General features: G+C 58.6%; 13 protein-coding genes and 1 tRNA gene. 7 read left to right on the top strand and 7 right to left on the bottom strand.

The annotated features are described in order from the left end of the window. Positions 1-20: 20 nt before the first annotated feature. Positions 21-1463: a magnesium transporter gene (gene mgtE / locus KCG87_RS21100; RefSeq protein WP_027612263.1), complete on the top strand. Its 1443-nt coding sequence runs from the start codon at positions 21-23 to the stop codon at positions 1461-1463. Between the two features lie 233 nt (positions 1464-1696). On the opposite strand, the gene KCG87_RS21095 is transcribed toward mgtE, so the two are convergent. Next, the gene (locus KCG87_RS21095) at positions 1697-2023 is read right to left on the bottom strand and encodes an Arc family DNA-binding protein (protein ID WP_003178899.1); all 327 of its coding nucleotides are present in this window, start codon (positions 2021-2023) and stop codon (positions 1697-1699) included. Positions 2024-2411: 388 nt separating this feature from the next. On the opposite strand from KCG87_RS21095, the gene phnN reads away from it, so the two are divergent. Further along, on the top strand, positions 2412-2981 hold the full coding sequence (phnN, locus tag KCG87_RS21090) for a phosphonate metabolism protein/1,5-bisphosphokinase (PRPP-forming) PhnN (RefSeq protein WP_210558872.1): 570 nt from the start codon (positions 2412-2414) through the stop codon (positions 2979-2981). Here the strand turns inward: phnN and KCG87_RS21085 are convergent. Then, entirely contained in the window at positions 2956-3135 is a 180-nt protein-coding gene (locus tag KCG87_RS21085; RefSeq protein ID WP_027612267.1) for a PA3371 family protein, read from the bottom strand. The two genes, phnN and KCG87_RS21085, sit on opposite strands and share 26 nt — an antisense overlap. A gap of 20 nt (positions 3136-3155) precedes the next feature. Then, positions 3156-3386: a hypothetical protein gene (locus KCG87_RS21080; protein WP_027612268.1), complete on the bottom strand. Its 231-nt coding sequence runs from the start codon at positions 3384-3386 to the stop codon at positions 3156-3158. Between the two features lie 294 nt (positions 3387-3680). Between KCG87_RS21080 and KCG87_RS21075 the strand changes: the two genes are divergently transcribed. Then, a tRNA-Arg gene (locus tag KCG87_RS21075) sits at positions 3681-3757 on the top strand. 82 nt (positions 3758-3839) lie between these two features. Here KCG87_RS21075 and KCG87_RS21070 read toward each other — a convergent pair. Further along, on the bottom strand, positions 3840-5291 hold the full coding sequence (locus KCG87_RS21070) for a lysozyme inhibitor LprI family protein (RefSeq protein ID WP_227698847.1): 1452 nt from the start codon (positions 5289-5291) through the stop codon (positions 3840-3842). Between the two features lie 132 nt (positions 5292-5423). Between KCG87_RS21070 and KCG87_RS21065 the strand changes: the two genes are divergently transcribed. From KCG87_RS21065 to KCG87_RS21050, 4 genes are all read left to right on the top strand, one after another. Further along, positions 5424-7028: a tetratricopeptide repeat-containing response regulator gene (locus KCG87_RS21065; RefSeq protein WP_047295822.1), complete on the top strand. Its 1605-nt coding sequence runs from the start codon at positions 5424-5426 to the stop codon at positions 7026-7028. Further along, entirely contained in the window at positions 7025-7717 is a 693-nt protein-coding gene (locus KCG87_RS21060; RefSeq protein ID WP_097085806.1) for a HAMP domain-containing sensor histidine kinase, read from the top strand. Before KCG87_RS21065 ends, KCG87_RS21060 begins: the two co-directional genes overlap by 4 nt. 200 nt (positions 7718-7917) lie before the next feature. Next, on the top strand, positions 7918-9159 hold the full coding sequence (locus KCG87_RS21055; RefSeq protein ID WP_209318239.1) for a glutamine synthetase family protein: 1242 nt from the start codon (positions 7918-7920) through the stop codon (positions 9157-9159). Between the two features lie 69 nt (positions 9160-9228). After that, positions 9229-10605, top strand: a complete 1377-nt coding sequence (locus KCG87_RS21050) for an MFS transporter (protein WP_134787112.1) — start codon at positions 9229-9231, stop codon at positions 10603-10605. Between the two features lie 257 nt (positions 10606-10862). On the opposite strand, the gene KCG87_RS21045 is transcribed toward KCG87_RS21050, so the two are convergent. From KCG87_RS21045 to flgM, 3 genes are all read right to left on the bottom strand, one after another. Continuing rightward, positions 10863-11609, bottom strand: a complete 747-nt coding sequence (locus KCG87_RS21045) for a flagellar brake protein (protein ID WP_210558873.1) — start codon at positions 11607-11609, stop codon at positions 10863-10865. Between the two features lie 92 nt (positions 11610-11701). Next, positions 11702-12169 carry a flagellar protein FlgN gene (locus tag KCG87_RS21040; RefSeq protein ID WP_007963060.1) on the bottom strand — a complete coding sequence of 156 codons (468 nt, stop codon included), beginning with the start codon at positions 12167-12169 and terminating at the stop codon, positions 11702-11704. Positions 12170-12217: 48 nt separating this feature from the next. Further along, positions 12218-12544: a flagellar biosynthesis anti-sigma factor FlgM gene (gene flgM, locus KCG87_RS21035; RefSeq protein ID WP_007917589.1), complete on the bottom strand. Its 327-nt coding sequence runs from the start codon at positions 12542-12544 to the stop codon at positions 12218-12220. Positions 12545-12602 lie beyond the last annotated feature (58 nt).

Genomic DNA, 12602 nt, shown 5'->3' with positions numbered 1-12602 from the left:
GCTGGGAGTGGAGTTCGCCTATGTCCGAAATCGAAGTAAAGAAAACCCAGGAAAGCCTGCAGGATCGCCTGGCTCAGGTCGTTGAGCTGCTGCAGCGCCAGAAGGTCGTCGAAGACCTGACTCATCGCCAGGAAGGCGCGCACCACGACCGGGTCGAGAACCTGGTTCACCGGCAGAACCTCGTCGAGCTGCAACGCAAACTCGATGATCTGCACTCCGCCGACGTTGCCTACATCCTTGAAGCCTTGCCGCTGGACGACCGTCTGACGCTCTGGCAACTGGTCAAGGCTGATCGCGACGGCGACATTCTTCTCGAAGTATCCGATTCCGTTCGTGAAACGCTGATCGCCGACATGGACGATCACGAGCTCCTGGCTGCGGCCAAGGACATGGACGCCGACGAACTTGCTGACCTGGCCTCCGAGCTGCCGCGAGACGTCGTCCATGAGCTGATGGAGACGCTCGACCAGCAACAACGCGAGCGCGTGCGTTCGGCCCTGTCCTATGACGAGGAGCAGGTCGGTGCGCTGATGGACTTCGAGATGGTGACCATCCGCGAGGATGTCAGCCTCGAAGTGGTTCTGCGTTACCTGCGTCGGCTCAAAGAGCTGCCGGGCCACACCGACAAACTGTTCGTGGTCGATTACGACGGCGTGCTCAAGGGCGTGCTGCCGATCAAGCGTCTGCTGGTCAACGATCCGGAGAAACAGGTTTCTGAAGTCATGGCCAGCGATCCGGTGAGTTTTCATCCGGACGAGGACGCCTATGACGCGGCTCAGGCGTTCGAGCGTTACGACTTGATCTCGGCCCCGGTGGTCGACAAGAACGGCAAGCTGATCGGCCGTCTGACCATCGACGAAATGGTCGACCTGATTCGTGAGGAGAGCGAAAGCGAAGTCCTCAACATGGCGGGTCTGCGCGAAGAGGAAGACATCTTCGCCTCAGTCTGGAAATCCCTGCGCAACCGTTGGGCGTGGCTGGCGATCAATCTCATCACTGCCTTTGTCGCGTCGCGGGTGATCGGTCTGTTCGAAGGCTCGATCGAGAAGCTGGTGGCGCTGGCGGCGCTGATGCCGATCGTGGCGGGTATCGGCGGTAACTCCGGTAACCAGACGATCACCATGATCGTGCGTGCCATGGCGCTCGACCAGGTCAGCACCGGCAACACCTCGCGTCTGATGCGCAAGGAGCTGGCGGTGGCGTTGATCAATGGTCTGGTCTGGGGTGGGGTGATCGGTGTGGTCGCCTACCTGCTTTACGGCAGTTGGTCGCTGGGTGTGGTGATGACGGCGGCGATGACTCTCAACCTGCTGCTCGCGGCGCTGATGGGGGTGTTGATCCCGATGACGCTGGCCAAAATGGGTCGCGACCCGGCGATGGGCGCCAGTGTGATGATCACGGCCATGACCGACAGTGGTGGCTTCTTCATCTTTCTGGGGTTGGCGACGATCTTCCTGCTCTGATTCGCTGCCATACAAAAGCCCGCCGAAATGGCGGGCTTTTTTGTGCCTGTGTAGTTATCTGTAGTGAGGGGATTTATCCCCGATGGGTTGCGCAGCGACCCCGGAAGAGGGCCTGCTGCGCAGTCCGTCGGGGATAAATCCCCTCACCACAAAGTCTGCCTTGGATTGTCGTGATTAAAATCCGGGTAAAAAAAAAGCCAGCACTTAAGCTGGCTTGAGATGTTCGGCGCAACTCAGGACGCGTCTGCGGCCATCTCGGCGTCGTGAGCGATCAGCGACACCAGTGCGTTCTGTTGACGGTGCGACAGCTGACGGAAGCGTTGCAGCAGCTCACGCTCATGCAGCGAAAGCTCCGGGCTGTCCAGGCGCATGCTCAACTCTTCGCCCAGTGCACCTTCCTGAATAAGACTCTGCTCAAGGCGCGCAATGATTTCGGAGTTCATGCTGCGATGATGATTGCGAGCCACCTCGGCAATGCGTTCACGCATCCCGTCTGGCAGACGTACGACGAACTTGTCAGCCGTACGGCTGGAATAAATTGCCTGTTTCAATGGGCGCATATATTTAACCGGTTAGTTCAGGGGAGCGGTTCTCGGGATTGGCCGCAGGATGTGTGGTAGGACAAGCATCCGCGCCAAATGGTTCAACCTGAATTGTTAAGAGGCCCGCATCATGCCTCAAAATTGCCAGATCATTGGCGTCAATTCTGTGACAAATATTGAGCTGGGTAAAGGCGTAATGCCAGCACCAATTATCAGAAATGCGGACTGGTTTGAAAACTTTGCCTTGGTCCGCATCAATGACCGCTTCCGGGTGCACATCTGTTGATGTCCGAAGACGTCAGAACGTGCATGCTATGCGGCTTTCAATCCTTGTTCCTTACCTGTACAGGATAGTGGCAATTTGCCGATTTACTAGGGCAAACACCCGTTGGAGGGCGTTTTCAGGATGGATGGCAGGCTTATTTATCTGATGGGACCCTCCGGTTCAGGCAAGGACAGCCTGATCGAGGCCGCGCGTGAGCCTTTGCGTGAGTTGAAATGCGAAATCATCCGCAGAGTGATTACCCGATCAGCGGAATCGGTGGGTGAGGATGCCATCGGCGTGACGCCCGAAGAGTTCGAGCGACGCCAGCAAGCCGGGGATTTCTCGCTGTCCTGGCAGGCCAATGGGCTGGCTTATGGTATCCCGGCAGAAATCGACGAATGGTTGCGCGCTGGACGATCTGTGCTGGTGAACGGCTCACGCGCCAACCTGCGTCAGGCGCTTGAGCGCTATCCGACGCTGCTGCCGGTGCTGCTGACGGTCAAGGATGAGGTCTTGCGTGAACGCCTGCTCAGACGAGGGCGGGAGACGCTTGAGCAGATCGATGCGAGACTGGCGCGCAATGCGCTGTTCAAGGACAGAAGGGCAACTGACTTGCCCGTGCATCTGATCGACAACTCGGGCGACCTGGCGGACGCCGTCAAGCAACTGCTGGGCTTGATCCGTCTTAACGCAGCACCGGATCAAACTTGATCCTGCGCCCGGCCACCAGGGCCAGCACAAACAACACCGCAAACACGCCGCAGCCAATCAGGGGCAGGGTGACTGAGGTTTCCTCGAACAGCGAAAAATGCACAACGCCACTCAATAAGGCGAGGATCAGAAATCCTGCGGCTGATCTGGACATGCTGTACTCCTGAAGATATTTCAAAAAACCAGACGTTCGGTGTCGCGCGTCGGCATTGCTTGCTCAGGCTCATTGACTGCCTGCGCCGCGTAGTCGCTCTGATCGCTCAGCACCGCCAACTGCGGCGCTTTCTGCACCTGCAAATAATGCGGCATACGCTGAGCTACCGGTTCAGCACTCTCTGGAACAAAATGAAAGCCAACCAAAACCGCCAGTGCGATAGCGTTTGCGAGCAGGAGAGTGCTGTTCATGGGGCGGACTCCGTTTGTGCTGTTGTGAGAACAGACAAAGCAGCCGTCGTGCCAACAGTCTAACCGCTGTGAAGTCCTTTAAAAACAAGGATTTGCAAGGGTTTTTCATAGGGAGAGGGTTGCAATCTGCAATGATGGCTTTTTGAGGTAGTGCAAATTGCACGGTAAATGTTCTCGCAACCTTGCAGGGCGCCTGCCTACACTTAAAAAGCCCACGGACGACATGACAAATCAAGGGCTGGCCGTTAACATGCACGCCGTCCGTCGCGCCGAGTCCGGCCGCGACAACTCAGTGTCTCAGTAGCTCAATTGGATAGAGCATCCCCCTCCTAAGGGGAAGGTTGGCAGTTCGAACCTGCCCTGGGACACCATCATTCAGAGCCTCGCCAAGGCTCGCAAAAAAGCCCCGCACAGGATGATCTGGCGGGGCTTTTTCGTTTTCATTGCTGCTGTCTAGTTTGCCGCGCCACCCTCGGCTTTGCCTATTGAGATGCTTACTTGAGTTATGTGGCGGCGCCCGTTGACCGTATAGCTTTGTGCCTGCTCTTCTGATCCCGGCTTTCGCAACGCCAGTTGCGCAAACAGCCCGACTTTTTCATCGTAGCTACCAAACCAATTGATCAGTCTGGCGATAAAGCAGTCGTCGCCGATGATCACCGGGAAATCGGCGACGGGTTCAATCGCGTAATAACTTGCGCCGTAGCTGTAATAGTCATCGTCCCCCGGGCCTGATGAGGGGATTGGGCAGATGGGGGCCGAGTTCTTCGACTCCGTATTTCTTATCTTGGATAAACCTAGAATGAGTGCCTTTTGTACGGTGGGGGTCAGTTCATAGGCTGTCGGATTGTCCTGATTCGCCTGAGTGCGAGGCACGTTCAGTTCATAACCATACTGCACCGTTATCGTGGGGACCTGATGATTGATCCGCAGGGGGTTGAGCAGATAGACCTTATCAACACCGTAAGCGCCATCTCGATAGGCGGCGTAAATTCTGTCATGCACCTTGATCCAGTTGACCGCTTGGTTGGCGCCGCGATCATTGGTGTAGAAAAGGGTGGTCTCGGCGTTGGGTTCGGTAGCAGCTTCGGCACCTCGTCTGGTGAACCTGCTTCCTGTGCCGCGCCAGGTTTCGGTGTACCAGAACAACCCGGTGCCGCCTGAGTAGGTTTCAACGATCAGGTCGCGCAATCCATCGCCATCCAGATCGGTAAGGGTGTAAGTCGTTTGACCCATTTCAGAGGCACCTGTGATGTTGGACGCATTTAATGCCTTCCATTCATCCAGGCTCACTCCTTTCGGGATCGTTTCGGGAAAATGCGTTTGCTCATCATCATCGGGAACACCGGCAAACGAAGTTTTATCAAGGCTTACCGTGAATGCACCTAGAGTCTTTTCCAGAGCAAACTCGGGATCAACCTTGCTCGCCGCCTCGATACGTTGCTGCAGCTCGACCATCGCCTGTCTGTCTATCTCGTCGGGCAAGTACGCCAGCGTATCGATCCATTGCGTTTGCAATGATTCGAGCCGTTCGCGATAGCGCTGATTAAGGCAACTGACATTTTCAACGCATTGATTGCGGGTCTTTAGCCAAAGGCGCTGAGCGCCTTTAAGCTCGGCCGTTTTATCTGGCGCTGACTTCATGAGTTTGCTGTATGCAGCACCCATCTGCGCATCCAGCTCATACAACCCTCTATCCGCACAAACAGCCTTCTCCACGGCACTCGCCGCTTTCGCACAATCCATTCCTCCCGCCATTGCCTGCTGAAAAAACAGCAGCGCACAGGCGGACACGATGCAACGTCCTTTGATGTACACGAGATAAACCCTGTAGTGAAAAGTTGACTTGGCGCGCAGGGTAATCGCTGCACAAGGAATCTTGAACCCCTCCACTTCAGAGAACCCCACTCCTTGCCGATAACTCCTTCGGCGACCTCAGACTCGCGCGAAATCGCTTGATAGCATTTGGCCTCCAGCTATCATCAGCGCGCCTGTGAAAACGCCCCCGGTTCACCTACTTCAATTGCCTGGAAATCCTCGATGCTGTCGTATCACCAAAAGAGTTTTCTGATCGTCGATGATTTCTCGGATTTCCGCAGTTCCGTACGCTCGATGCTGCGCGAACTGGGGGTCAAGGATGTGGATACCGCCGATACCGGCGAGCAGGCGCTGAAGATGTGTGCGCAGAAGTCCTACGATTTCATCCTGCAGGATTTCCACCTCGGCGACGGCAAGAAGAACGGCCAGCAGGTGCTGGAAGACTTGATGTCGGAAAAGCTCATCAGCCATGAAGCGGTGTTTGTCATGGTCACGGCCGAGACCAGTCAGGCGATGGTGCTCAGTGCGCTGGAGCATGAGCCGGATGCTTACCTGACCAAGCCGTTCAATCGCTCCGGTCTGGCTCAACGACTGGAGCGTCTGGAGCAGCGCAAGACGTTGCTCAAACCGATTCTGCAAGCCCTTGATCGCGGTAAACCGGTCGAGGTGCTCAATGCCTGTATTGCGCTGTGCAAGCAGGACATCCGTTATTCGCCGCTGTGCCTGCGTTATCGCGCCGATGCGCTGCGCGACATGAACCAGAACGAAGCCCTTGAACGCCTCTACGACAGCATCATTGCTGATCGGCCGTTGCCATGGGCGTTTGCCGGGCTGGGCAAGTTGTTGTTCAAGCGTGGGCAAGTGGCGCAGGCCAAAGATGTCTACGAAAAAGCGCTGAAAGTGTTCCCGATGATGCCGGCGTTGTACGACGGCATGGCCGATGTGCTGGTCGCCGAGGGCGATACCAAAGGCGCGCAGCGGGTGCTGGAGGAGGCGATTCGTTTGTCGCCGCTGGCGGTGCGCCGGCAGGCGTTGCTCGGCAAACTGGCGATGGCCAACGAGGATTTCGACACCGCGTCCCGGGCCTATCGTCAGGCGGTGGCGCAGGGCGCGCAGTCGCGTTTCAAGGACCCGGAAAGCAACCTCGGTCTGGCCCATGCCCTGATCAGCAAGGGCAGTGAGCGCGGGCTCGACACGCGCACGCGGCTGGAGATCAACACCACGCTCAGCGCCGTCGCCAAAGAGAACCCGTCTGACCCCGGCCTGCAGATTCGTGCGCGGCTGATGAAGGCCACCAGTCTGCTGCTCAACGATGCCGAGACCGCCGACAAGCTTACCGAGCAAGCACTGATGCGCCTCGACGGTATGGAACAGTTCATGAGCCCTGAAGCGGCGCTGCTGGTCGCCAAGCAATTGCAGATGCTCGGTCAGGCCGAGGCGGGCACTTCGATGCTCAAGAGCTGTGCGGAGATCTACGGTGACGATCCGGCGGTGATGAAAGACATCGCCAAGCTCACCGACGACCCGACTATCCTCAGTTCGAGCAACGCCGCCGCCGACCTCAACCGTCAGGGCGTGCGCGTGTACAAGACCGGCAATCTGGTGGAGGCCCGCGAGGTGTTCCGCAAGGCGCTGAAGATGCAACCGAAGAACATCAGTATCGCGCTGAACATGGCCCAGTCGCTGCTGCACGGCACCGACACCAGTGTGCCGTCGGCGGAGCTGGAAGAATGTCGGGCCTGCCTGAAAATGGTCGGCCTGATGCCCGACACCGACGCGCGTTATGCGCGTTATCAGAAGCTGAAAAGCAAGGCGTTTGGCGAATGAACCAAGACGAGCAGGCGCTGGATTTCTCCACGGTGATCGCCTCCACCGTTCACGACATGAAGAACTCGCTGGCGATGCTGATGCAAGCCCACAGCCAGTGGCTGGCGCGCTTGCCCGAAGCGCAACGCGGTGGGGCGGAGCAGGGTGTGATCGACTTCGAGTTCGCCCACCTCAACGGCATGCTGGTGCAACTGCTTGGACTGTACAAGCTCGGCGTCAACCAGTTGCCGCTGCAACCGGCGTATCACGAGCTGGATGATTTCATTGAGGCGCAACTGGCCGCGCATCAAGAGGTGTTCGCCAGTCGCGGGATCATTGCTACCTACGAAGTTGATCCGCTGAGCCCGCTGGGTTTCTTCGATCGCGAATTGGTTGCGTCGGTATTGGGCAACTGCATCAACAACGCGATTCGTTATGCCCGCGAGTCGCTGCTGATTACCGTCAGCGACGAGGCTGGGCAACTGGTGTTGAGCATCAACGATGACGGCGACGGTTACCCGGCCGAGATGCTCGAGCGGCAGGCTGATTACGTGCAGGGCATCAATCACGGCAGCGGCAGCACCGGCCTGGGCCTGTATTTCGCCAACCGGATTGCTGCGTTGCATCAGCGCAATGGCGTGGTCGGGCACACCGAGATTCGCAATGGCGGACCGTTGGGTGGCGGGGTGTTCAGCCTTTATCTGCCGTGACCCGGGTTTTTGTTTGACGCTGCTTGATATTCCGAACAGCCGGAGCCTATTTTGTACGGGTCGCCGCTTGCGGCTCGCACAATAACAAGGATTGCGTCATGACAACCGATGGCCAGCGTTCACTCGCGCAGCGACTGACCGGCATTGATGAGATTGAATGTGTCACGCCGGATTTGAACGGCGTGCCGCGCGGCAAGGTGATGACCGCCGAGGGTTTTCTCGAAGGGCGGCGTTTGCAGATGGCGCGGGGTGTGCTGCTGCAATGCATCATGGGCGGTTATCCGCCGGCGCGGTTTTACGGCAGCGATGACGGCGACCTCGCGCTGGTGGCCGAGCCAAGCATGATCCATCCCCTGCCATGGAGCGACGAGCCACGTGCCCTGGCCATCTGCGATGCCGACGAACTGAGCGGCGAAAGCTCCAACCTGTCGACCCGTGGCCAACTCAAGAAAGTCATCGCCCGTTACGCCGCACGCGGTCTGGCGCCGGTAGTGGCGACCGAGCTGGAATTCTTCGTCTTCGCACCGAACACCGATCCGACTCAGCCGTTCCGTCCGCCAGTCGGCCTCGACGGGCGTCGCGAGGATGGGCAGTCGGCGTTCAGTGTCAGTTCCAACAATGGCCTGCGGCCATTCTTCAGCGAAGTCTATAAATGCATGGCCGCCCTCGGTCTGCCGCGCGATACCTTCATGCATGAAATGGGCGTCAGCCAGTTCGAGATCAACTTGCTGCACGGTGATCCGCTGTTGCTCGCCGATCAGACCTTCCTGTTCAAACACCTGCTCAAGGAAGTCGCGCTCAAGCATGGTCTGAGCGTAGTGTGCATGGCCAAGCCGCTGGCGCACACGCCGGGCAGTTCGATGCACATTCACCAGAGCCTGGTCGAGATCGCCACCGGCAAGAATGTGTTCAGCGACGAGAGCGGCCAGCCGACCGCAATGTTCCGCCATTTCATCGGCGGGCAGCAGGCGGGCATGGCTGATTTCACAGCGCTGTTTGCGCCGAACGTAAACTCCTATCAGCGTCTGTGTCACCCGTATGCGTCGCCGAACAATGCCTGCTGGTCCCATGACAACCGCGCTGCAGGGCTGCGGATTCCGGCCAGTTCGCCGGTGGCTCGACGCGTGGAAAACCGTTTGCCTGGCGCCGATGCCAACCCGTATCTGGCGATTGCCGCGAGCCTGGCCGCCGGCTTGCATGGGATCGAGCATGCGCTGGAGCCGAGTGCGGCGATTCAGGGCGAATTCGAAGTGCCGGACAATCTTTCGTTGCCGTGTACCTTGCATGCCGCGCTCGAGCGTCTGAAACGTAGCCAATTGGCCAGGGAACTGTTCGGACAGGAGTTCATCGAAGGCTACATCGCTTCGAAGACCATGGAGTTGACCAGCTTCTTTGATGAAATCACTCCCTGGGAACGGCGTGTTCTAGCAGCCCAGGCCTGACTAACTGTCGCCGTCGGGCTATCGTCTTGATAGTCCGATACTCACTGCAAGGAGCCGCTCGGAACGCCGATGCGCCAAATCTGGAAATCCTTTCGAGCGCTGTATTTCGCCTCGCTGATGATGTTGATCGGCTCGGGCCTTCTATCTACTTACCTGGCATTGCGCCTGGCCGCTGACCATGTCGATGGGCTGTGGGTCGGTGCGCTGATGGCGGCCAACTATTTCGGCCTGGTACTGGGCGGCAAGATCGGTCACCGCTTGATTGCCCGGGTCGGCCACATTCGCGCTTATTCGGCGTGTGCCGGGATCGTCGGCGCGGCGGTGCTCGGGCATGGCCTGGTCGACTGGCTGCCGGCGTGGCTGGTGCTGCGGACCATCGTCGGTCTGGGCATGATGTGCCAATACATGGTGATCGAGAGCTGGCTCAACGAGCAGGCCGACGCCAACCAGCGCGGGCTGGTGTTCAGCGGCTACATGATCGCTTCGTATCTGGGGCTGGTGCTCGGTCAGTTGATTCTGGTCATGCATCCGGGCCTCGGCCTGGAGCTGCTGATGCTGGTCGCGCTGTGTTTTGCCCTGTGTCTGGTGCCGGTGGCGCTGACCCGGCGAATTCACCCGGCGCCACTGCATCCGGCACCGATGGAGCCGCGCTTCTTTATCAAGCGCGTGCCGCAGTCGTTGAGCACGGTGCTGGGGGCCGGTCTGATCATCGGCTCGTTCTACGGTCTGGCACCGCTGTATGCCTCGCAGCAGGGGCTGTCGACCGAGCAGGTCGGTCTGTTCATGGGTAGCTGCATTTTTGCCGGGCTGCTGGTGCAGTGGCCGTTGGGCTGGTTGTCCGACCGTTATGACCGGGCGCTGCTGATTCGCTGTTTTGCCGGGTTCCTGGCGGTGGCGGCGTTGCCGTTGGCGATCCTGCCGCAGGTGCCGCTGGAAGTTCTGTTTGTCGTCGGGTTCATGTGTTCGCTGGTGCAGTTCTGCCTGTACCCGCTGGCGGTGGCGTTTTCCAACGACCACGTCGAGGGCGATCGCCGGGTGTCGCTGACGGCGATGCTGCTGGTGACCTACGGTGTCGGTGCGAGCATCGGCCCGCTGCTGGCAGGTGTGCTGATGAAGCTGTTTGGCAGTCAGAGTCTGTACGCGTTTTTCAGTTTCTTCGCGCTGGTGCTGGTGTGGCGCATTCGCCCGAAAGCGGTGACCAATCTTCATCAGGTCGACGACGCACCGCTGCATCACGTTGCGATGCCGGACAGCATGTCCAGCTCGCCGTTGGTGGCAGCACTCGATCCGCGAGTGGATGAGCAGGTGGTGCAGGAGCAGATGCAGACCACGGTTACGCCAGAACCGGAGCCGGAACCCGAAGTGCAGCCTGAAGCGGCGGTGGAAGCTGATCCGGCTGATGAGGGCGATAAACCGACGCCGGACATCAGTGGGGCCAGACCCTGAATCGGGTGAGGGTAAGGCTGTTCAAAGAATGATGCTTTAACTGTGGTGAGGGGATTTATCCCCGACCGGCTGCGAAGCAGTCGCAAAATCAACGCATGCGAAGTATCTGATACTGCGCATCGGCAGGTTTTGGGGGCGCTACGCGACCCATCGGGGATAAATCCCCTCGCCACAGGGATCTCCAGGCCAGGACTGGACAATGGAAATAGAAAAGGGCAGTCCCGCGAGGGGCTGCCCTTTCTATTTGCCTGTACGAATCACAGATCGTCTTTATCGAACCGACGTGCTTCACGCTGCAACTGATAGACGAAGCGTTCGACGTTGCGCGCCGCCTGGCCGCTGATGTTGTGGAAACGCAGACCAGCGAAGGTGATGTTGAGCTTTTCTTCGAAGTGCAGATAGCGCAGTTCGACCGAGATGGGTTGATTGCCAAACAGCGGGGTGGCGATCATGCGGTCATAGACCTGGCCCAGTTGCAGGCGGTCGGTGATGTCGCCTTCAAAGCGCAGCTTGCAACCGGTGGCGGAAATATCCAGCAGTTTGCCGTTGATTGGCGCCTTGAGCTTTTCGCCGCCGAGTTCGACGCTGACCAGATCGGTCAGCTTGAGGGCTGCGCGAAAGGCGTTGCGGCGCTGGTGGTAAACCACCTCGGTCGGCAGCGCGCCGGTGTAGAAGCGATCGCCCTCGGATTCTTCGATGTTCAGCGTGCCGGTGCATTCCCAGGCGATGCGCACGCCCTCGTGGAAGCCTTCGACCTTGAACGGTTCGCCCGCCTGCAGAAAGCGCTCGCCATCGCGCGGGATCATCTCGTCCAGGGCAATCGTCGCGGTATCGCGGTCGACCTTGATCAGATAGCTCTGGAAACGCTGGCTGCGCTCGTGGAACGTGATGATCAGTGGATCGTGGCTTTCTTGCAGCTGGCGCAGGTTGCTGGAGATTTCCAGGGGCGTGGTCAGCACCTTTGGTGGCTGCGGACTATCATCCGCGCTTAGGGCGTTTGGCACGTTTTCTCAATCTCCAGACAAAATTTGACTACGACTAGCCAGCATTTTGCCAGCATGTTTCGCGGGTTGATAGTGCAGGCACATCGAATGGCTCACGCCTGGCTGAGCGTACGCGGCTTGGTGGGTTTGGCGAAAGTGCCCGAGGCGTCATACAACGCTGGCGGCTCGCCCCCGGTGAGGATTTTCAGCTGATTGGCCGTGGCGGCCTGCTGAATCTGGATCGACTGGCCGTTCTTGACGTTGGCCGCCTGGCACTGGGCAATCAGGTCGGTCAACACGTCGCTCTGGGCCAGCAACTGGTCGCCAATGCTCGAGTGGCTGGCCAGTTGCTCCAGGCCCTGACGGTCGAGCGGCAGGTTGAGGCTGGCGAGGATTTCGCTGCGCTTGCGGCCATGCTGTTCAAGCAAAATGATCAATGCCTGTTTGCGCGCCAGAATGTCTTCGAGCAAAGGCATGTCACGACCGTGCAAAGCGAGGGACTCGGTTTGCAGTAACTCCAGCAATTGTTGAGCTGGAGCAAAGTCGTCGGTGATCAGTTGCAATAAATTAGTGTCGTGCATGGCTGGCCTTGGGTTTTAAGCGTCCAAAAGCCTGGCGCCGGCAAAAGCCTAGCGCTGGGCTTCGAAGTTGAGCAGTTTGCTGGCTACACGGTTGCTGTCGACTTTATAGCTGCCATCGGCAATCGCTGCTTTCAACTCGGCCACCCGGGCTTTGTCGACGGCAGGCTGATCGCGCAGCTTGTCAGTGACCTTCTGCAACTGTTGAGCCTCATTGCTGAGGTGTACCGATTCCCCGCTTTTTGCGGTACTGGCCGTTTCGGCCTGGGTATTCAGCGGCGCGGAGGTGCCGGATTCGGCGGTTTCCTTGGCGTTGCTGGTACGTGTACTGCCCGTAAGTGACGAGGAGCTGTTCAAACGGCTGAAATCGATGACCATGTTAAAAACCTCTGGGAATTTGGACGCTTGCCATGTTCTCGGCCATTCCCTGGAAAAC

It is taken from the genome of Pseudomonas sp. MWU347 (assembly GCF_017947305.1).
GTDB classification, from domain to species: domain Bacteria; phylum Pseudomonadota; class Gammaproteobacteria; order Pseudomonadales; family Pseudomonadaceae; genus Aquipseudomonas; species Aquipseudomonas putida_A.
This window is presented reverse-complemented; position numbering and strand designations above follow the sequence as displayed.

Excerpts from the sequence above, each read along its gene's own strand:
- mgtE (WP_027612263.1), top strand. The coding sequence starts at position 21 with ATGTCCGAAATCGAAGTAAAGAAAACCCAGGAAAGCCTGCAGGATCGC.
- KCG87_RS21095 (WP_003178899.1), bottom strand. The coding sequence starts at position 2,023 with ATGCGCCCATTGAAACAGGCAATTTATTCCAGCCGTACGGCTGACAAG.
- phnN (WP_210558872.1), top strand. The coding sequence starts at position 2,412 with ATGGATGGCAGGCTTATTTATCTGATGGGACCCTCCGGTTCAGGCAAG.
- KCG87_RS21085 (WP_027612267.1), bottom strand. The coding sequence starts at position 3,135 with ATGTCCAGATCAGCCGCAGGATTTCTGATCCTCGCCTTATTGAGTGGC.
- KCG87_RS21080 (WP_027612268.1), bottom strand. The coding sequence starts at position 3,386 with ATGAACAGCACTCTCCTGCTCGCAAACGCTATCGCACTGGCGGTTTTG.
- KCG87_RS21065 (WP_047295822.1), top strand. The coding sequence starts at position 5,424 with ATGCTGTCGTATCACCAAAAGAGTTTTCTGATCGTCGATGATTTCTCG.
- KCG87_RS21060 (WP_097085806.1), top strand. The coding sequence starts at position 7,025 with ATGAACCAAGACGAGCAGGCGCTGGATTTCTCCACGGTGATCGCCTCC.
- KCG87_RS21055 (WP_209318239.1), top strand. The coding sequence starts at position 7,918 with ATGACCGCCGAGGGTTTTCTCGAAGGGCGGCGTTTGCAGATGGCGCGG.
- KCG87_RS21050 (WP_134787112.1), top strand. The coding sequence starts at position 9,229 with ATGCGCCAAATCTGGAAATCCTTTCGAGCGCTGTATTTCGCCTCGCTG.
- KCG87_RS21040 (WP_007963060.1), bottom strand. The coding sequence starts at position 12,169 with ATGCACGACACTAATTTATTGCAACTGATCACCGACGACTTTGCTCCA.
- flgM (WP_007917589.1), bottom strand. The coding sequence starts at position 12,544 with ATGGTCATCGATTTCAGCCGTTTGAACAGCTCCTCGTCACTTACGGGC.